The sequence below is a fragment of the Nocardia sp. NPDC051981 genome, assembly GCF_040680715.1.
Classification (GTDB): Bacteria; Actinomycetota; Actinomycetes; order Mycobacteriales; family Mycobacteriaceae; genus Nocardia.
The window spans coordinates 223,821-241,656 of the sequence record NZ_JBFAXK010000007.1 but is presented as its reverse complement, the minus strand read 5'-3'; the positions used below and the strand labels follow the sequence as shown (position 1 = coordinate 241,656).

General features: G+C 66.2%; 17 protein-coding genes. 8 read left to right on the top strand and 9 right to left on the bottom strand.

Translation table 11 applies throughout. The features are described from left to right. Positions 1-56: 56 nt before the first annotated feature. The 3 genes from AB0L60_RS16350 to AB0L60_RS16340 form a co-directional block, all read right to left on the bottom strand. Positions 57-356: a hypothetical protein gene (locus AB0L60_RS16350; RefSeq protein ID WP_364613795.1), complete on the bottom strand. Its 300-nt coding sequence runs from the start codon at positions 354-356 to the stop codon at positions 57-59. Beyond that, positions 356-1,357, bottom strand: a complete 1,002-nt coding sequence (locus AB0L60_RS16345; protein WP_364613792.1) for an Rpn family recombination-promoting nuclease/putative transposase — start codon at positions 1,355-1,357, stop codon at positions 356-358. The genes AB0L60_RS16350 and AB0L60_RS16345 overlap by 1 nt, the downstream gene beginning before the upstream one ends. Before the next feature lie 99 nt (positions 1,358-1,456). Beyond that, positions 1,457-1,912: a DUF1707 domain-containing protein gene (locus AB0L60_RS16340; protein ID WP_364613789.1), complete on the bottom strand. Its 456-nt coding sequence runs from the start codon at positions 1,910-1,912 to the stop codon at positions 1,457-1,459. A gap of 143 nt (positions 1,913-2,055) precedes the next feature. On the opposite strand from AB0L60_RS16340, the gene AB0L60_RS16335 reads away from it, so the two are divergent. Both AB0L60_RS16335 and AB0L60_RS16330 read left to right on the top strand, forming a co-directional pair. Next, positions 2,056-3,288 carry an acyl-CoA dehydrogenase family protein gene (locus AB0L60_RS16335; protein ID WP_364613786.1) on the top strand — a complete coding sequence of 411 codons (1,233 nt, stop codon included), beginning with the start codon at positions 2,056-2,058 and terminating at the stop codon, positions 3,286-3,288. 2 nt (positions 3,289-3,290) lie between these two features. Further along, positions 3,291-4,415, top strand: coding sequence for an acyl-CoA dehydrogenase (locus AB0L60_RS16330; RefSeq protein WP_364613783.1), 1,125 nt, complete (start codon positions 3,291-3,293; stop codon positions 4,413-4,415). A 105-nt stretch (positions 4,416-4,520) separates the two neighbouring features. On the opposite strand, the gene AB0L60_RS16325 is transcribed toward AB0L60_RS16330, so the two are convergent. Further along, positions 4,521-4,700: a hypothetical protein gene (locus AB0L60_RS16325; protein ID WP_364613780.1), complete on the bottom strand. Its 180-nt coding sequence runs from the start codon at positions 4,698-4,700 to the stop codon at positions 4,521-4,523. 230 nt (positions 4,701-4,930) lie between these two features. On the opposite strand from AB0L60_RS16325, the gene AB0L60_RS16320 reads away from it, so the two are divergent. The 5 genes from AB0L60_RS16320 to AB0L60_RS16300 all read left to right on the top strand — a co-directional run bounded on the left by AB0L60_RS16320 (position 4,931) and on the right by AB0L60_RS16300 (position 10,355). Continuing rightward, positions 4,931-5,371, top strand: coding sequence for a carboxymuconolactone decarboxylase family protein (locus AB0L60_RS16320; RefSeq protein ID WP_364613777.1), 441 nt, complete (start codon positions 4,931-4,933; stop codon positions 5,369-5,371). 109 nt (positions 5,372-5,480) lie between these two features. Then, positions 5,481-6,191, top strand: coding sequence for a metallophosphoesterase (locus AB0L60_RS16315; RefSeq protein ID WP_364613774.1), 711 nt, complete (start codon positions 5,481-5,483; stop codon positions 6,189-6,191). A gap of 177 nt (positions 6,192-6,368) precedes the next feature. Continuing rightward, positions 6,369-6,812, top strand: coding sequence for a CBS domain-containing protein (locus AB0L60_RS16310; RefSeq protein WP_364613771.1), 444 nt, complete (start codon positions 6,369-6,371; stop codon positions 6,810-6,812). Between the two features lie 19 nt (positions 6,813-6,831). Further along, positions 6,832-8,121, top strand: a complete 1,290-nt coding sequence (locus AB0L60_RS16305) for an ArsB/NhaD family transporter (protein WP_364613768.1) — start codon at positions 6,832-6,834, stop codon at positions 8,119-8,121. 83 nt (positions 8,122-8,204) lie between these two features. Continuing rightward, a complete protein-coding gene (locus tag AB0L60_RS16300; protein ID WP_364613765.1) occupies positions 8,205-10,355 on the top strand; it encodes an acyltransferase family protein in 2,151 nt (716 codons plus the stop codon). A 178-nt stretch (positions 10,356-10,533) separates the two neighbouring features. On the opposite strand, the gene AB0L60_RS16295 is transcribed toward AB0L60_RS16300, so the two are convergent. From AB0L60_RS16295 to kdpA, 4 genes are all read right to left on the bottom strand, one after another. Continuing rightward, positions 10,534-10,869, bottom strand: coding sequence for a helix-turn-helix domain-containing protein (locus AB0L60_RS16295; protein WP_364613762.1), 336 nt, complete (start codon positions 10,867-10,869; stop codon positions 10,534-10,536). A gap of 367 nt (positions 10,870-11,236) precedes the next feature. Next, positions 11,237-12,166 (bottom strand): potassium-transporting ATPase subunit C, encoded by a 930-nt coding sequence (locus AB0L60_RS16290; protein WP_364613759.1) that lies wholly within the window; start codon positions 12,164-12,166, stop codon positions 11,237-11,239. Beyond that, positions 12,166-14,316 carry a potassium-transporting ATPase subunit KdpB gene (kdpB, locus tag AB0L60_RS16285; protein WP_364613756.1) on the bottom strand — a complete coding sequence of 717 codons (2,151 nt, stop codon included), beginning with the start codon at positions 14,314-14,316 and terminating at the stop codon, positions 12,166-12,168. The genes AB0L60_RS16290 and kdpB overlap by 1 nt, the downstream gene beginning before the upstream one ends. Next, a complete protein-coding gene (gene kdpA / locus AB0L60_RS16280) occupies positions 14,313-15,989 on the bottom strand; it encodes a potassium-transporting ATPase subunit KdpA (RefSeq protein WP_364613752.1) in 1,677 nt (558 codons plus the stop codon). The genes kdpB and kdpA overlap by 4 nt, the downstream gene beginning before the upstream one ends. A 125-nt stretch (positions 15,990-16,114) precedes the next feature. On the opposite strand from kdpA, the gene AB0L60_RS16275 reads away from it, so the two are divergent. After that, positions 16,115-17,368, top strand: coding sequence for an RNA-guided endonuclease TnpB family protein (locus AB0L60_RS16275; RefSeq protein WP_364613748.1), 1,254 nt, complete (start codon positions 16,115-16,117; stop codon positions 17,366-17,368). Here the strand turns inward: AB0L60_RS16275 and kdpF are convergent. Beyond that, positions 17,329-17,415, bottom strand: a complete 87-nt coding sequence (gene kdpF, locus AB0L60_RS16270) for a K(+)-transporting ATPase subunit F (protein WP_364613994.1) — start codon at positions 17,413-17,415, stop codon at positions 17,329-17,331. The two genes, AB0L60_RS16275 and kdpF, sit on opposite strands and share 40 nt — an antisense overlap. Between the last annotated feature and the right edge of the window lie 421 nt (positions 17,416-17,836).

Sequence of the window (17,836 nt, the reverse complement as noted above, 5' to 3'; positions counted from 1 at the left end):
CTGAGCCAGCGGCCAATTAGTGTGCCGCACTTCCCGAAAAAAGGAAGTGCGGCACACTAATCCTCGAACACCTCGTCGAGACTGGTGGCGGTAAGCAGCACCCGCTCACACCAGACCCTCAGCTGTTCCAGATCCGCGGTCCAGACAATGCCGAAAACTTCGTCAGATGACATCCCGAACTTGATTGGCAACCATTCGGCCAGAGCCTCGGCGTACCACTCGAAGTATCCCCGGACACATCCTCTGACATATCCCTCGAAATATCCCTCGAGATATCTCTCGATGTACCACCGGCCGAATCCCTCGGCCCGCAGCCGATCCACCGTTGTCGTAACGGTCTCTGGAGCATCGCTCACTATTGGAAGACCTCGTCGAGACTGCTCGCCGTCAGAATCCGCGCACTCCACACCCGCAATCGCTCCGGGGTCGCGGAACGGACCGTGGCAACAGTCTCGGCGGTCAGGGTCCCGAACTTCTCCGACAGCTGCTCGACCAGAGCCTGCGCACGCCATTTCGCTTCGCTTTTCGCTTCACCCCTCGCTTCCCCCCTCGCCTCGCCTTCCGCGCGGAGTCGGTCCGCTGTCGTCATGATGGCCTCCCTGGCCTGGGGTCCGAGTTGTCCGATGACAGATCCGAGATCGGATTCACTGGTTTCGCCGACAATGAGAATGTACGTCAGCGCGCACACCAATTCCGCCTTGCCGCCCGACGCTGCCAGCATCGCACCGAAGTCATCGAGCAGGAGTGTCAGATCCTTGTCGAGATGACGGTTTCCCTGTGCCCTCTTCAACAGCACTAACATCACGCGGGCCTCGGGAGTCAGTTTCCGCGTGAGGAGGGCAGGCACGTCCACCGCCGCAAGATCGTCGAGGAGGAAGCGCAGGTTCGGGAGGTAATCCCCGAGCGCGGTGCGACCGCCTGGGTCGATGCTGATCAGGTCGGCGAGTTCGGTCGGTTTGTTCCAACGGCGCCCGTTGGGGCTGGCGTATACGACCATGGGGATCACCACCGGCAGGGTGTCGGTCTTGGGGTGGTCGTCTATGTAGTGGTTCCAGATCCGGACCATGTATTCCAGCATCCGGAACGGCATCAGCGGGTGGGGTTGGCTTTGATGTTCGACCAGGACGTAGATGAAGGCGTCGTGGCCCGCCAGGCGAGTGCGGAACAGGAGGTCGCTGAAGCGGGAGCGGAGCTCTGGAGTGACGAAGCTGCAGGGCTGCAGTTCCAGGGCGCCCCAGTCCACGCGCGCGGATACGGCCGGTGGGAGCACCGCCTGCAATTCTCCGGCAGCGTTCGCGGGCTTGGCCAGGACGTGCCTGAAGTAGGCGTCGTGCGGATTGTTCGGCGGGTCAGCCATATTCGGGCAACCTACGCCGCATCCGCTCCCCTGTAATCGGTTTCATGGTGACTCGCCATCTGACACGCGGCGATGTCACGCCCCGACGAGCATTCGGGGTCAGCGAGTGCGGTGGCGGTTCCAGGCGGCGGATTCCCAGCCCATGAGGACGCGGAAGACGAGGACTGCGCCCCAGGGGCCGATGACCCAGATGGGCCAGGCGTAGGTGAATTCGCCTGTGGTGAGGGAGATTGCGGCCCAGATGACGAGGCAGAGGAGGCTGACGCCGAGCCAGGCGCTGCCTTCGATCTGCTGCCAGATGGGGAAGCGGGTGCGGGAGATGGACTGGGGTGCAACCGTCTTGGGCAGTTCGGGGAGGTCCTGGAGGACCAGTTGGAGGTCTTCGCGGGTGGCGGTGGCGTAGACCCGGGTGAGGCGCTCGTTGTATTCGGCCAGGTCGAGGCGGCCGTCGGAGAGGTGGCGGCCGAGGAGGTCGGCGATGTGGGCGCGCTCGGCGTCGGAGGCGCGGGTGCCGGTGGTGATGTCCATGTCGATCCTCTCGGTCGGACGCTGCATATGTTCCACAGTGGAATATGAATCCAGGATAAACCTCCACAATGGAATGTCAAGAAATTGAAGTGAAGGCGGGTGCCAGCACATTTGCCTGCAGGAGTGATGCGGTGAGATGGTTAGTGTCAGTTCTCGGACAAGGAGTCATCGTGGACCTCGACTGGTCGCCTGCCGATCTGGCATTTCGTGATGAAGTGCGCAGCTTCATCGACGAAAAGTTAACCGACGATCTTCGCCGTGCGGGACGGTTGGCGACCAGCGTCTACCCGGACCACGAGGCCAGCATGCGGTGGCAGGCCATCCTGCATGAACGCGGCTGGGCCGCCCCGGCATGGCCGGTGCAGTACGGCGGCTGCGACTGGAGCCTGACCCAGCACTACATCTTCGGCCGCGAATGCACCCTGGCCGGCGCACCGAACCTGTCCCCCATGGGAATTCGCATGGTCGCGCACGCCATCATGGCCTTCGGCACGCCGGAGCAGAAGGACTTCTTCCTGCCCCGCATCCTCACCGGCGAGGTCTTCTTCTGCCAGGGCTATTCGGAGCCCGAGGCGGGCTCGGACCTGGCCTCGCTGACCATGGCCGCGGTGCCCGACGGCGAGGACCTGGTCGTCACCGGCTCCAAGATCTGGACCACGCACGCCACCGAGGCCAACTGGATCTTCGCCCTGGTCCGCACCTCCCGGCAGGCCAAGAAGCAGCAGGGCATCACCTTCGTGCTCATCGACATGCGCACCCCGGGCATCGAGATCCGCCCGCTGGTCATGACCTCCGGCGAGCAGGTGCAGAACCAGGTGTTCTTCGATCAGGTGCGGGTGCCGCAGGCGAATGTGCTGGGCGCCATCGACGACGGCTGGACCGTCGCCAAGTACCTGCTCAACTTCGAGCGCGGCGGCGGCGCGGCGGCCCCGGCCCTGCAGGTCATGGCCGAGGAGCTCGCCCAGGCGGCCACGCAGCAGGTCGCCCCGAACGGCGGCGTGCTCATCGACGACCCCGCCTTCGCCGCCAAGTTGGCCGATGCCCGCCTGCGCGCGGACGTGCTCGAGATCCTCGAATACCGCACCCTCGCACTGGTTTCCAGTGGCAAGGACCCGGGCCCCGCCGCGTCCACCATCAAGATCCTGGGCACCGAACTGAGCCAGGCACTCACCGAGCTCGCGCTGGAGGCCGCCGGTCCGCGCGGTCGCGCCTATCAGCCGCACGCCACCATGCCGGGCGGCCCGATCGCCGATTTCATCGCGCCCGCAGACGGTTTCGTCGCCGGCGCCGACTGGCAGGCGGTCGCCCCGCTGCGGTACTTCAACGACCGCGCCGGCTCGATCTACGCCGGCAGCAACGAGATTCAGCGCAACATCATCGCCAAAGCCACCCTGGGACTGTAGCCATGGACTTCTCCTTCACCGCCGAACAAGAACTGCTCCGCGACACCGTCACCGAGTTCCTCGCGGCGCGCTATCCGCTCGAGCCCAGCCGCGCGGCGGCGCGCACCGGGGCCGGCTGGCAGCCGGAGGTGTGGCGCGGGCTGGCCGAGGAGGTCGGGATTCTCGGGGCGAGCCTGCCGGAGTCGGCCGGCGGCATCGGGGGCGGCCCGGTCGAGACCATGATCATCGCCGAGGCGCTGGGCGCGGCACTCGTGCTGGAACCGTACGTGGACACCGTGGTGGTCGGCGGCGGCCTGCTGCGGCGCGCCGACGGCAAGCGGGCCGAGGATCTGCTGACGGGCATCGCCGCCGGCGAGGTGGTCACCGGATTCGCCGCGCTGGAACCGCGATCCGGCTACGACTACACCGCTGTCGCGACCACCGCGGTCCGCGACGGTGACGACTGGGTGCTGACCGGTGAGAAGACGGTGGTGACCGCCGCACCGCTGGCCACCCACCTGCTGGTGACCGCGCGACTGGACGGCGGCATCGCGCTGTTCGTGGTCGATTTCGACGCCGCCCATCCCCCCGCCGGGCTCAGCGCGCGCCCGTACCGCACCATCGACGAGCGCCAGGCCGCGGATCTGACCTTCGAGGGCCTGCGCGTGCCCGCCGACGCCCTGCTGCTCGCGGACGCGGGCGAGGCCATTGCCGCCACCCTGGACGAGGCCATCGCGGCGGTATGCGCCGAGGCGGTCGGAGCCATGCGCATGGTGGTCGCCGATACCGTCGCCTACACCAAACAGCGCCGGCAGTTCGGCGTCCCGATCGCCAGCTTCCAGGCGCTGCAGCACCGCATGGTGGACATGCTGCTGGAGCTCGAACAGGCCGTGGCCGCAACGTATCTGGTGACGCTGAAGCTGGATGCCCCCACACCCGAGCGGGCCCGCGCCGCCTCGGCCGCCAAGGCCACCATCGGCCGTGCCGCCCGGCGCATCGGCCAGGAGTCGGTGCAGTTGCACGGCGCGATGGGCATGACCGAAGAGCTGGCCATCGGTCACTTCTTCAAGCGCCTGACCGCCGTGCAGTACGAGTTCGGCACCACCGACCAGCACATCGCCCGCTATGCCGCGCTGACGCGGCCGTAGCGGTTCCCGCGCACCGGTTCGGGGGTTATCCGGTGTCCGGCCGGGTTCCGGTGGATCGCCTGGGGGATCCATCGGAACCTGGCCGTCGCGCGGGCGATCCCGTGGCTACCGGCGGTGGCCCTGGTCGACGCCGACGGGTATCCGTCCGACATCACGGAGTCCGGTCCGGGGCGCGGCGGCGGCGCCCCGTGCCGACCCTCGTACGGCGAGCACGATAACCAGCGCCAATGCGGGTCCGGTGACGAAGCACAGCAGACCCAGCGCGATCAGCAGAACTGTTCCCACGTGCGGATTATTGTCCGCCGCGCTGCATTTCGCACAATTACGGCAAACGCCACCCTCCGGACCGAACGAGCCGACCGGTCCAGCTGGGACGCGGTCCGGGAACCCATCGGCAACTGCGGCCGCGACCAGCGCCATGCCGGTGTGATCGAGGCCACAGCGGCCCACCCGTCACGTCCGCGGGCCCTGTCTCGTCCTTGGTGTGGAAACGAACCGGAGGAAAGGACGACACCATGTCGCGATTGAACATGCAGCAGGCGGCCCCTGAGGTCTACAAGGCCTGGATCGCCGCCGAGACCGCGATCCGTCGCGGCCCCCTCGACGCCACCGTGCGGGAACTGGTCAAGATCCAGGTCTCACAGGTCAACGGTTGCCTGTTCTGCATCGACATGCACTCCACCGAGGCCCGCAAGGAGGGCGAGACCGAACGGCGGCTCTGGCACCTCAACGCCTGGCGGGAGTCCGAGCTCTTTACCCCGGCCGAGCAGGCCGCGCTGGAATACGCCGAGGCCGCAACGCAACTCGGCCCGCACGGGGTGAGCGACGAGATCTGGGCGGGCGTGGAGAAGCACTTCGACGAGGGCCAGCGGGCGGGTCTGGTCGCGGTGACCGCGCAGATCAACCTGTGGAACCGGATCGGCGTCCCGCTGCGGCTGGAGCCCCTGGGCGAGTAGGGCCGCACCGGCCCCGGCCCGAATAGCGTTGACAGCCAGGAAGGTTCTGTGGCTGGCTGACGGTATGGGCCGTGGTGAGAGCGAGTCCGGACGCGTCCGGATCGCGGCAGTGGGCGATCTGCACATGCGCGAGAGCATGCGCGGCCGATTCCGGCCCGCCCTGCTCGAACTGGGTGAACGCGCGGATGTGCTGCTGCTGGCCGGTGATCTGACCAATGGCGGCACCCTGCGCGATACCGACGCGCTGTGCGCCGAGATCGGGGAGCTGCCGGTCCCGGTGGTCGCCGTCCTGGGTAATCACGATCACGACCGCCGGCTCGGCTTCCGGATCTCGGTGCGGCTCAGCGAGATCGGCGTCCACATGCTCGACGGAACCGCGATCACCCTGCCCGTCAATGGGATTCGCCTGGGCATCGCCGGGGTGATGGGCGGCAGCGGCGGATTTCCCGGCCACCCGGGCAATCCCGCCGAGGGCAGTGTCGAACACCGCGCCCGCTTCCGCCGCGGCCCCGCCGACGCCACCCGCCTGCGCGCCGCCCTGGAATCCCTCGACACCGATCTCCGCATCGCCCTCATGCACTTCTCGCCCGTCGTCGACACCCTGGCCGGCGAACCCCCGAAGATCTACCCGGGCCTGGGCTGTCACGATCTCGCCGAGGCGGTGGACGCGGCCGGCACCGCCCTCGCCATCCATGGCCACGCCCACGGCGGCACCGAATTCGGCCGCACCGCGGGCGGCGTCGAGGTGCGCAACGTCTCCTATCCGGTCATCCACGCAGCCTGCCGGGTATACGAGCTCAGCCACCCGGGCGACAGGTAAACCCGTTCGCGGTACCGTTGACGAAATCTCTACACACGGTGTGCCGGGAAGTCTGGTCGGCCGGTCCGAAACCTCGGGCCGCATGGTCCGGCCTGGGAGTTTCGATGCGGCATCCGTTTTCGATCTTGACGTATTCTGCTGCCGTGAACGCCCGGCTATTCGTCGTATCCTGCACATATGCATGCCGCTCAGATGGCCGAGGATTATCCCGTGATCGATCTGGACTCCGACGCGATCGACGCGGCGAAGTTGCTGGCCGAGCATCGACTACCCGGGATTCTGGTGACCGATGCCAAGGGGGAGCCGCATTCGGTGCTGCCGGCGTCGCAGGTGGTGCTGTTCATCGTGCCGAAGTACGTGCAGGACGATCCGTCGCTGGCGGGGGTGCTGAACGAGTCCATGTGCGGGCAGGTGGTGAAGCGGTTGCGGGGCAAGAAGGTTCGGGATGTGATTCCGGAGCGGCTCACCAAGATTCCGGCCGCGAAGGCCGACGACAATATCGTCGAGGTGGCCGCGCTGATGGCGAGGTACAAATCGCCGCTGGTGGCGGTGCAGGATGGGACGACGCTGCTCGGCGTGATCACGTCCGCGCGGCTGCTCGAGGTGGCGCTGGCGAACTGAGCCCGCCGGGGCGGCAGTCGTGACCGCTGTCGGAATCGCCGTTTTCGTCGTCGCGTATGTGCTCATCGCGACGGAGCGGGTGCACAAGACCATTGCGGCGCTGGTCGGCGGGGGCGTGGTCATCGGCATCGGCATCCTCGACTCCGACGACGTCTTCTACTCGCACGAGACCGGCATTGACTGGAACGTCATCTACCTGCTGCTCGGCATGATGATCATCGTCGGGGTACTGCGACAGACCGGCATCTTCGAGTACGTCGCGATCTGGGCGGCCAAGCGCGCCAGGGGATCCGCGCTGCGGGTGATGATCCTGCTGGTGCTCATCACCGCCACCGCGTCCGGCTTCCTGGACAATGTCACCACCGTGCTGCTCATCGCCCCGGTCACCCTGCTGGTGTGCGAGCGCCTCGAGGTACCGCCGGCGCCGTTCCTCATCGCCGAGGTGCTGGCCTCCAATATCGGCGGCGCGGCGACCCTCATCGGCGACCCGCCCAACATCATCATCGGCAGCCGGGCGGGGCTGTCGTTCAACGACTTCTTCCTGAATCTGACACCGATCGTGCTGATCACGCTGGCCGTGTTCACCCTGCTGCTGCCGCGCCTGTTCAAGGGCTCCTTCGTCGTCGATCCCGAACGCGCCGCCGACATCATGCAGCTGAACGAGCGCGAGGCGATTCGCGATCCGAAGCTGTTGATCAAGTGCGGAATTGTGCTCGCCGCCGTGTTCGCGGGATTCTTCGGCCACCCGATTCTCCACCTCGAACCGTCGCTGGTGGCATTGCTCGGCGCGGGCGCGCTGGTGTTGATTTCCGGTCTGCCGCAACGGGATTACCTGTCCGCGGTGGAATGGGAAACACTGCTGTTCTTCGCCGGTCTGTTCGTGATGATCGGGGCGCTGGTGAAAACCGGTGTGATCGCCCGGCTGGCGAAATCCGCGACCGAACTCACCGGCGGTGACGCGCTCGTGGCAACCATGCTGATACTCGTGGTCTCGGCGGTGCTGTCGGGTGTCATCGACAACATCCCGTACGTGGCGACCATGAGCCCACTGGTGGCCCAGCTGGTGGAGCACGTCGATCACCCGGCCCAGGCGAACGCCCTGTGGTGGGCGCTGACACTGGGCGCGGATTTCGGTGGCAATCTCACAGCAGTCGGAGCCAGCGCGAATGTGGTGATGCTCGGCATCGCACGGCGCTCGGACCATCCGATCTCGTTCTGGGAATTCACCCGGAAGGGCATTCCGGTGACCGCGGTCACGATTGCGGTGGCTGCGCCATATCTGTGGCTGCGCTATTTCGCATTCGCCTGACCAGCGACAATCGGCACAACACGGACCTCTTCTGTGTGGCGATTGGTAATTTCCGCGACCCCTGACCGACAATGACAGCCGCCATGTCCATATCCAGCACCGATCACCCGACCGCGCCGGGCAGCGACCGACAGGACGCACCGGACGCACCCACCAGGCCCGGGGCCTACCGACGCGATCTGGACGGATTGCGTGGCGTAGCTATCGCGCTGGTGGTCGCCTTCCATATCTGGGCCGGACGCGTATCCGGCGGTGTGGACGTGTTCCTGGTGCTGTCCGGCTTCTTCTTCACCGGCATGCTGGTGCGCCGCGCCGACCGCGGATCGGTGGGGGTGCTGACTACCATCCGGCGCACGCTGCGCCGGCTGCTGCCCGCCATGGTGGTGGTACTGGCGGCGGTGGTCGTCGCCACGGTGGTGCTGCTCCCCCACACCCGCTGGTCGAATATCGCGGGCCAGACGCTGGCCTCGCTGTTCTACTATCAGAACTGGTACCTGGCGCTGTCCTGGTCGGACTATCTGGCCGCGGATCCCTCGGTGAGCCCGCTCCAGCATCTGTGGTCGATGTCGGTCCAGGGCCAGATGTATCTCGTACTGCTGCTGACGGTCGCCGCCGTGGCCTGGATGCTGCGCCACGTGGTCCGGGCGGGGGCGTGGAAACTGGCCGCCGAGCATCCGCTACTGCGCCGCATCGGACAGGACGGCGTGCTGCGGCTGACGCTCGCGGTGATATTCGCCGCCGCCGCCATCATCTCGTTCCGCCATGCCGGTGCAGGGGTTTCGACACAGCAGGGCTGGAACTACTACGACACCTTCGCCCGTGCCTGGGAACCGCTCGTGGGCGGTCTGCTCGCCCTGGCCGCGCCGCTGATCCGGCTGCCCAGGCCGACGCGGGAAGTGTTCGCCTGGACTGGAATCGCGGCCATCGCCTGCTGCGGCTGGATGGTGAACGGCTCCCTGGTCTTCCCCGGCCCGGCCGCGCTGATTCCGGTCCTGGCCACGGCCGCACTGATTCTCGCGGGTGCGGGCCGCGACACCGCCGATCAGCCGGTGGTGAATCGCCTGCTGGCCACCGGACCCGTGGTGCAGCTCGGCGGGTTCGCCTACGCGCTGTACCTGTGGCACTGGCCGATGCTCATCTTCTATCTGGGTGAACAGCATCAGCGCCGGGCCGGGTGGCTGGGCGGGCTGGTCATCATCCTGATCTCGCTGCTGCTGGCCTTCGTGACCCATCATCTGGTCGAGGAGCCGCTGCGGCTGCGCTCGCGGCCCGCCGCGACTCCCGCGCTCGGCCGCGTGCTCGCCGGGGTGGCGGTGTCCACGGTCGGGGTGCTGCTGGTCGGTTCCACCCTCGCCTGGCAGTGGAGCATGGGCGCGAAGGCGCACGCGGTCGGCGAGCTGGATCCCGCCAAATATCCGGGTGCGGAGGCGCTCACCGATCACGCGCTGGTGCCGCGGGCCCCGATGCGCCCCACCACCGAGGAAGCCCCCGCCGATATCCCCTACCCCACGCGCGACGGCTGCATCTCCGACTTCGACACCCGCGCGGTCACCACCTGCACCTACGGTGATCGCGACGCGCACCGCACCCTCGCGGTGGTGGGCAATTCGCATGCCGAGCACTGGATTCCGGCATTGCAGATCCTGGGCGAGCAGTACCGTTTCCGGGTCGTCGTCTACTTGAAGATGGGCTGCCCGCTCACGGTCGCCGAGGAGCCCGTGTACAAGGGCCAGCAGAATCCGGACTGCCGAGACTGGTCGTCCGAGGTGATCGACCGGCTCGGCGTGGAGCGCCCCGACTACGTCTTCACCACCGCCACCCGCCCCAGCGACAATGGCGGCGACGAGACCCCGCAGGACTACGTCGACGTCTGGTCGGCGCTCTCCGACCGCGGCCTCCAGCTCATCGGCATCCGCGACACTCCGTGGCTGCGCCGCAACGGCATTCGCTACCGCGCCATCGACTGCCTGGCCGGCGGCGGCGATCGCCTCAGCTGCGGCATCCCGCGCGCCGAGGCCCTCAATGCGGAGAACCCGGCCGCCACACCCGCCGCCGCCTTCCCGAACATGCACCTCATCGACCCCAACGACGCGGTCTGCGAACACGACATCTGCCCCGTCGTGGAGGGCAACATCCTCATCTACCACGACGAACACCATTTGACCGCAAGCTATTCACGGTCCATGGCCCCCGAACTGGGCCGCGAACTCCAGCCCATCCTGGACTGGTGGTAGCTCCATCCCGGACCGGTGGTGGCCGAAGTGCACGGGTGTCCTGAAACCTGGTGAGTGTCCGGTGGATTGATCTGCTCAGCTGAGCCGGTCGAGAGCCGACGCGGTCTCGCGGATGGCCTCGGCGACGACGTGGAAGTCCTTGGCGAGGGGCCCGATGCTGCGCGGACCCGGCTGGTGATCAGCGGTCGCGGGCCGAATGCGGGTGCTGGTAGAGCGCTTCCCAGACCGCGAAGCTGCTGAGCAATTCGATGGTGCGCCAGCCGCTTTCGGTCAGGTGAACGGAGCCGGCGAAGTCGAGGGGGTCGTCCCAGGTGCCGACGTGGTCGGCGGTGACGGCGCCGTAGGCGGCGAGAAGCCGGAGAACTCGCGATACTCCGGGCCTGCGGAGGCCGAGCTCGGCGCGCAGTTGCCGCAGCGTGCGCGGCTCGCGGGCCAGGAGGTCGAGCAACTCCACCACGCCGCGGTGATTCACCAGCTCGCGCAGTGCGGACAGCTCATCCGCTGGGTTGTCCATCGAACCGACGCCTCGCCTTTCGACCACGGAACCTTGTCGCAACCGACGCTAGGCCGCGCGGACGGGCTGGTCGCCCGATCTTGACGGCCCCCGTCCGCCCCGGCCCACCTTCTTTACCGAATCCATACGCGCTACCGATGACGTGGCAACACAACAGAATTCGGGGCCTCACATGTGCTCGGCGACGACCGGCCCCCTGCGCCGGGCGCCACCTGCTGCCGCACCATCGCGGCTACTACTCGACGCCGGAAGCCTGTGCCGCGTCGGAGTATTCGGTCCGGGCGGATTTCGCTGCACCGGTAGCACACATGCCAAGGGGCCCGGTCGCCTTCGTGAGCGAAGCGACCGGACCCCAGGGATCGGCTGATCAACCCTTGAACGGGTACTTGCTGTCCAAGTCGTAGTTCAGCTCGACGACATTGACCGTGGGCTCACCCATGAAGCCCAGGGTTCGGCCGCTCTTGTGGGCATCCACGAGAGCCTTGATCTGATCGGCGGAGACGTTGCGCGCCTTGGCGACCCGCGCCACCTGGATGGCCGCGTACTCCGGGGAGATCTGCGGGTCCAGGCCGGAGGCCGAGGCGGTCACTGCGTCCGTCGGCACCGGGGTGTCGGAGGAGGCGTCGCCACGGATCGGCACGATCTGGCCGGCCGAGTAGTCCTCGCCACGCTTGGCACACTCCACCTTGACACCCTCGTACGCCTCTTGGAAGGGAGTGGTCGGGTTCTTCGGATCGGTGGAGCAGGCCTCGTTGACGCTGATCACCTGGGTCGGGTGGGTGACCAGACCGTGCGAGTCACGGTCGCCCATCACCGCCAGCACCGAGCCGACGCCACCGGGGGTGCAGTACGGACGGCTGCCGTCCACGCCCTCCAGTTGGCCGACCGCCGCGCTACGCGAGCACACGGTGCTGAGCAGGCTCAGCTTGTCCTTCTTCGGATCACTGGCGTCGAGGGTGTCGACCACCGACTCCGGGCCCATATTGCCGAACGCGGTGTTGGTCGGGTCGTAGCCGTCGGGAATGCTGCCGTCGGTCGGAGCGGAGTTGGACGGACGCGTCTGGAAGTACTGCACCAGCGCGTTGCCCTTGCCGTCGGTGAACGCCTGCCCGATCAGGCTGGAGCCCACCAGCTTTCCGTCCTTGGTGATCAGCGAGCCGTCCGCCTTGTCCTTCAGCCCGGGTATCTGCGAGATACCCAGAACCACGGCCGGGTAGATGAGCCCGGTGATCACCGTGAGCACCAGCAGCGCGCGCAGCGCCGCGATGTGTTGCCGGATCCAGGTTGACATACGCATTAGGACATCCCCGGGAAGAATTGGATGACGAGGTCGATGAGCTTGATCCCGATGAACGGCGCGATGATGCCACCGAGGCCGTAGATGTACAGGTTGCGGCTCAACAGTTTCGACGCGCTCGACGGACGGTAGTTCACGCCGCGCAGCGCCAGCGGGATCAGGCCCACGATGACGAGCGCGTTGAAGATGACCGCCGACAGGATCGCCGATTGCGGCGAGTGCAGTCGCATGATGTTCAGGACGTCCAGGCCCGGGAACAGCACCACGAACATCGCGGGAATGATCGCGAAGTACTTGGCGATGTCGTTGGCGATCGAGAACGTGGTGAGCGCACCACGGGTGATCAGCAACTGCTTGCCGATCTCCACGATCTCGATCAGCTTGGTCGGGTCGGAATCCAGGTCGACCATATTGCCGGCTTCCTTGGCCGCCGACGTTCCGGTGTTCATGGCGACACCCACGTCGGCCTGCGCGAGCGCGGGCGCGTCATTGGTGCCGTCACCGGTCATGGCGACCATGCGGCCACCGGCCTGTTCCTTCTTGATGAGCGCGAGCTTGTCCTCCGGAGTCGCCTCCGCGAGGAAGTCGTCCACGCCCGCCTCGTCGGCAATGGCCTTGGCGGTCAACGGATTGTCGCCGGTGATCATGACGGTGCGGATGCCCATGCGGCGCATCTCGTCGAAGCGCTCCCGCATGCCCTGCTTCACCACGTCCTTGAGGTGGATGACGCCGAGCAGCGTGGCGGTGCCGTTCTTGATCTCGGCCACCACCAGCGGGGTGCCGCCGGACGCCGAGATGCCGTCGACGGTCACGCCGACCTCGGTCGGCACCGGACCGCCGTTGGAACGGACCCATTCGGTGACGGCGCTGGCCGCGCCCTTGCGCAGCTGGTGGCCGTCGGCCAGGTCCACACCCGACATGCGGGTCTGGGCGGTGAATTCCACCCAATGGGCGCCGGTCAACTCGCCCGGGGTGCGCTCGCGCTTGTTGTACGCCTGCTTGGCGTACACCACGATCGAGCGGCCCTCCGGGGTCTCGTCCGCGAGGCTGGAAAGCTGTGCGGCGTCGGCCAATTCGTCGGCGGTGATGCCCGGCATCGGCACGAAGTCCGAAGCCTGGCGGTTGCCCAGGGTGATGGTGCCGGTCTTGTCCAGCAGCAGCGTGTTCACGTCACCGGCGGCCTCGACGGCCCGCCCGGACATGGCCAGCACATTGCGCTGCACCAGGCGGTCCATGCCGGCGATGCCGATGGCCGACAGCAGCGCGCCGATGGTGGTCGGGATGAGACACACCAGCAGCGAGACCATCACGATGCCGGTGACGCCGTTGAGGTCCAGCGCTAGATTGTCCGGCACGCCAGGGTTGCTGGCCTTGGAGAAGATGGCCAGCGGCTGCAGGGTCGCCACCGCGAACACGAAGATGATCGTCAGCGCGGCCAGCAGGATGTTGAGCGCGATCTCGTTCGGCGTCTTCTGCCGCGAGGCGCCCTCGACCAGCGCGATCATCTTGTCGATGAACGAGCCGCCCGGCTCCTGGGTGATCTTGACGACGATCCGGTCCGACAGCACCGTGGTGCCGCCGGTGACCGCGGAACGGTCACCGCCGGACTCGCGGATGACGGGCGCGGACTCACCGGTGATGGCCGACTCGTCCACGGAGGCAATGCCTTCCACGACATCGCCGTCACCCGGAATGACCTGGCCTGCCTCGACGACCACGTAGTCGCCGCGCTGCAGATCGGGGGCCGCGACCTTCTCCTCGACCACCCGCGCGCCCGGGGACCAGTTCACCAGACGGCGAGCGATGGTGTCGGTCTTGGCCTTTCGCAGGGTGTCGGCCTGCGCCTTGCCGCGGCCCTCGGCCACCGCCTCGGCCAGGTTGGCGAAAATCACTGTCAGCCAGAGCCATACGACGATCGCCCAGGCGAAGAACGTCGGATGCACCAGCGCGAGAATGGTGGACCAGACCGCACCGATCTCGACGATCAGCATCACCGGATTGCGCCACATGATGCGCGGATCCAGCTTCTTGACCGCGTCCGGCAGGGACTTCACCAGCATCTTGGGGTCGAACAACCCCGCCGAGACACCGCGTTTCGGCTTGCCGTGCGCCTGTTCCGCCGGCGCGGAATCGAGGATGGGAGTGCTCATGAGTGGATTCCTTCAGCGAGCGGGCCGAGCGCCAGCATCGGCAGGAAGGTGAGCGCGACCAGGATGACGGTGACGCCCGCGACCATGCCGACGAACTGCGGCCGATGCGTGGGCAGCGTGCCCTCGGAGGCGGGGGTGTGACCCTGCGCCGCCAGCGAACCGGCCAGTGCCAGTACGAAGATCATGGGAATGAAGCGGCCGAAGACCATGGCCAGGCCGAGTGCGGTGTTCCACCACACCGTGTTGCCGGACAGACCGGCGAAGGCCGAGCCATTGTTGTTGGCCGCGGAGGTGAAGGCGTACAACACCTCCGAGAGCCCGTGCGGACCCGAGTTGGCCATGCCCGCGCGCTCGCCCGGCAGGGCCATGGCGACGGCGGTGCCGGTCAGCACGATCAGCGGGGTGACGAGGAAATACGAAGCGGCGAGCTTGATTTCCTTCGGGGTGATCTTCTTGCCCAGGTACTCCGGGGTGCGGCCGACCATCAGTCCGGCGATGAACACCGTGATGACCGCGAGGATCAGCATGCCGTACAGGCCCGAACCGGTACCACCGGGCGCGACCTCACCGAGCTGCATGTTGAACATGGTCATCATGCCGCCGAGGCTGGTGTAGGAGTCGTGCGCCGAGTCCACCGCACCGGTCGAGGTGAGCGTGGTCGCGGTGGCGAAGGTCGCCGAATTCGAGACGCCGAAACGGGTTTCCACACCCTCCATGGACGCGCCGATGGCGGACGGCACCGTGCCGTGATGCTGCAGCTGGAAGAGGTTCATCACCGTGACGCTGAGGATGGCCAGGGTCGCCATGACGGCGGCGATGGCCACGCCCTGCTTCTTGGAGCCGATCATGCGACCGAAGGTCCGTGGCAGCGAGAAGCTGATCACCAGCAGCATGAAGATCTCGACCCAGTTGGTCCAGGCGGTCGGGTTCTCGAACGGGTGCGCCGAGTTCACGTTGAAGAAGCCGCCGCCGTTGGTGCCGAGCAGCTTGATCGCCTCCTGGCTGGCAACGGGTCCGCCCGGCAGGGTTTGCGAACCGGTGTTGCCCACCGTCTGGGCGATCTGGTCGTACACGTGCAGGTTCTGGATGGCGCCGCCCGCGACGAGCACGATGGCGAACACGATCGACAGCGGCAGCAGAATACGGGTGGTTCCCCTCACCAGATCCACCCAGAAGTTGCCGAGTTCGCCGCTGCGACGCCGGGCGAAGCCGCGCACCAGCGCGACCGCCACGGCCATACCGACGGCCGCCGAGACGAAGTTCTGCACACTCAGGCCCACGGCCTGGACGACGTGACCCATCGTCGACTCACCGGCATAGTTCTGCCAGTTCGTGTTCGTGACGAAGCTGATGGCGGTGTTCCACGCCAGATCCGCGGTCATCTTGGTGCCCGGATCATTCAGGTGCAACGGCAGTCTGCCCTGAATCAGCTGCAGGAAGAACAGGAGCAGCACGCTGATGGCCGAGAAGGCCAGCACGCTGCGCGCGTAGACGGCCCAGGTCATCTCGACGCCCGGCTGCACGCCGATCAGTCGATAGATGCCCTTCTCGGCCTTGGAGTGCTTCTCGCTGCTGTAGACCCGGTACATGTAGTCGCCCAGGGGCACATGCACCGCGGCCAGCGCGATGATCAGGGATATTACGAAGAGCAGCCCTGCGGTCGTCGTGCTCACTCGGCAGCCCTCGGGGCACTCGGAACCTCGGACACGAATGAGATTTGGCGTGTCGCCACTGCGGCACGCGGACAAATTGGATTATTGCCTGTCACAGGCATGCCTTTCGAAATAGACTTGCGATCGTGCGTACGGCCTACCGATGCCGGGCTTATCCGACCGACGAACAGGCGGCAAACCTCAGCCGCACGTTCGGCTGCGCGCGCAAAGTATGGAACCTTGTTTTGGACTGGCGTACCGAGCGATACAGGATGAGCAAAATCCAGACGAACTACGCCGAATCCGACAGATATCTCACAGAACTGAAGAAGCAGCCAGAATTCGCATACTTGAATGAAGTATCCTCGGTTCCACTGCAACAAGTCTTGCGCCATCAGCACCGGGCGCTGACGAGCTTCTTCGCCCGTCGTACCAAGTACCCGCGTTTCAAATCGCGCACTACTAGACAGAGCATCAATTACGCCAAGAGCGCATTCCGCTGGCGAGGAGGGAGTTTGATCCTCGCCAAACAAACCGCGCCGATTAAATATGTCTGGTCCTGGCCCGAAATCGACCCTGCGAGCCTGGATCCGTCCCTCATAACCGTCAGCAGGGAAGCGGATGGCAGCTGGTATCTGACCATTCAACTGGAGGCTGATAGACCACCTCCACTGCCCTTGACAGGGGTATCGACCGGTCTTGATATCGGGATCAGCTCCTTTGTATCGACCAGCGACGGAGACAAAGTCGACAACCCACGCCACCTGGCCCGCAAGGCTGCCAGGCTTACCCGCTACCAGCGACGGATGGCCCGCTGCCAGCAAGGCTCGAAGAACCGGAAGAAGGCTGCTCTCAGGGTTGCCCGAGCCCACGGAAGAATCCGGCGCGCTCGCGAGAACTTCCTCCACGTCACCAGCACCCGACTGGTTCGCCAGTACGACATCATTGCGATTGAGGATCTCAACGTTCGCGGCATGCTTCGCAACCGCAAGCTCGCAGGTGCGATCAGCGACTGCGGGTGGTCGAGCTTCCGAAACATGCTCGCCTACAAGTGCGACAAGTGGGGAAGACAACTCGTAGTCGTCGGTCGCTACTTTCCCAGCAGCAAGATCTGCTCCGCATGCGGATACCAGCTGCCCGAGCTGCGCCTCGAGATTCGGACGTGGCAATGCCCGTCCTGCCGCACCCGCCACGATCGGGATGTGAACGCGGCCAAGAACATTCTGGCCGAAGGACTTTCGGCGACGGCCTGTGGAGCTGACGTAAGACTGCAAAGGGCATCCTTTCAGCAGTCGGCGACGAAACAGGAAGCCCCGCTCGTGAGGGCGGGATCTCCTCCCACTTGGGAGGGGGAAGTCAATCAGAACCTCTCCGGAAACAGCAGTGCAGCAATCAGATAAATGGCGATGCCGATGGCCAGGAGCAGACCGATGATGTTCTGCGTCACAGCCGTTCCGCCCCGCGCTGGATCAAGCCGAACAGGGCGAAGATCGCCACCGTCAGCACCGTGAACACGACGACGAGCATGTCTCGAAACCTCTCTGCTTACGGGCGCGCCCCAAGACGCGCCGGAGTGAGTCAAGCGCCCGAAAGGCCCAACTTCGAGGTCCTTTACGCCTTCTTAGCGTCCCAGAGAGCCTCATTGACGCTCCGCTTACAGCGTCGCCCCGTGTGTCGCACGAATGTCGTCGACATCCTGCCAAAATCCATCAAGGAACCATCAGGACCGGGTATTTCAAGGAAACACGGACGCAGCAAAGCCCTGGAGAGCGATACTCGCCAGGGCCTTGGCAAACTGGAGCGGCCAGCCCGGGCGTCCGCCGTCTCCTGCGTCAGGCCGCCTTCCACCAGGGTCTGACAGGTCTGAC

Excerpts from the sequence above, each read along its gene's own strand:
- AB0L60_RS16320 (WP_364613777.1), top strand. The coding sequence starts at position 4,931 with ATGTCGCGATTGAACATGCAGCAGGCGGCCCCTGAGGTCTACAAGGCC.
- AB0L60_RS16300 (WP_364613765.1), top strand. The coding sequence starts at position 8,205 with ATGTCCATATCCAGCACCGATCACCCGACCGCGCCGGGCAGCGACCGA.
- AB0L60_RS16340 (WP_364613789.1), bottom strand. The coding sequence starts at position 1,912 with ATGCAGCGTCCGACCGAGAGGATCGACATGGACATCACCACCGGCACC.
- AB0L60_RS16310 (WP_364613771.1), top strand. The coding sequence starts at position 6,369 with ATGCATGCCGCTCAGATGGCCGAGGATTATCCCGTGATCGATCTGGAC.
- AB0L60_RS16330 (WP_364613783.1), top strand. The coding sequence starts at position 3,291 with ATGGACTTCTCCTTCACCGCCGAACAAGAACTGCTCCGCGACACCGTC.
- AB0L60_RS16290 (WP_364613759.1), bottom strand. The coding sequence starts at position 12,166 with ATGCGTATGTCAACCTGGATCCGGCAACACATCGCGGCGCTGCGCGCG.
- kdpB (WP_364613756.1), bottom strand. The coding sequence starts at position 14,316 with ATGAGCACTCCCATCCTCGATTCCGCGCCGGCGGAACAGGCGCACGGC.
- AB0L60_RS16295 (WP_364613762.1), bottom strand. The coding sequence starts at position 10,869 with ATGGACAACCCAGCGGATGAGCTGTCCGCACTGCGCGAGCTGGTGAAT.
- AB0L60_RS16345 (WP_364613792.1), bottom strand. The coding sequence starts at position 1,357 with ATGGCTGACCCGCCGAACAATCCGCACGACGCCTACTTCAGGCACGTC.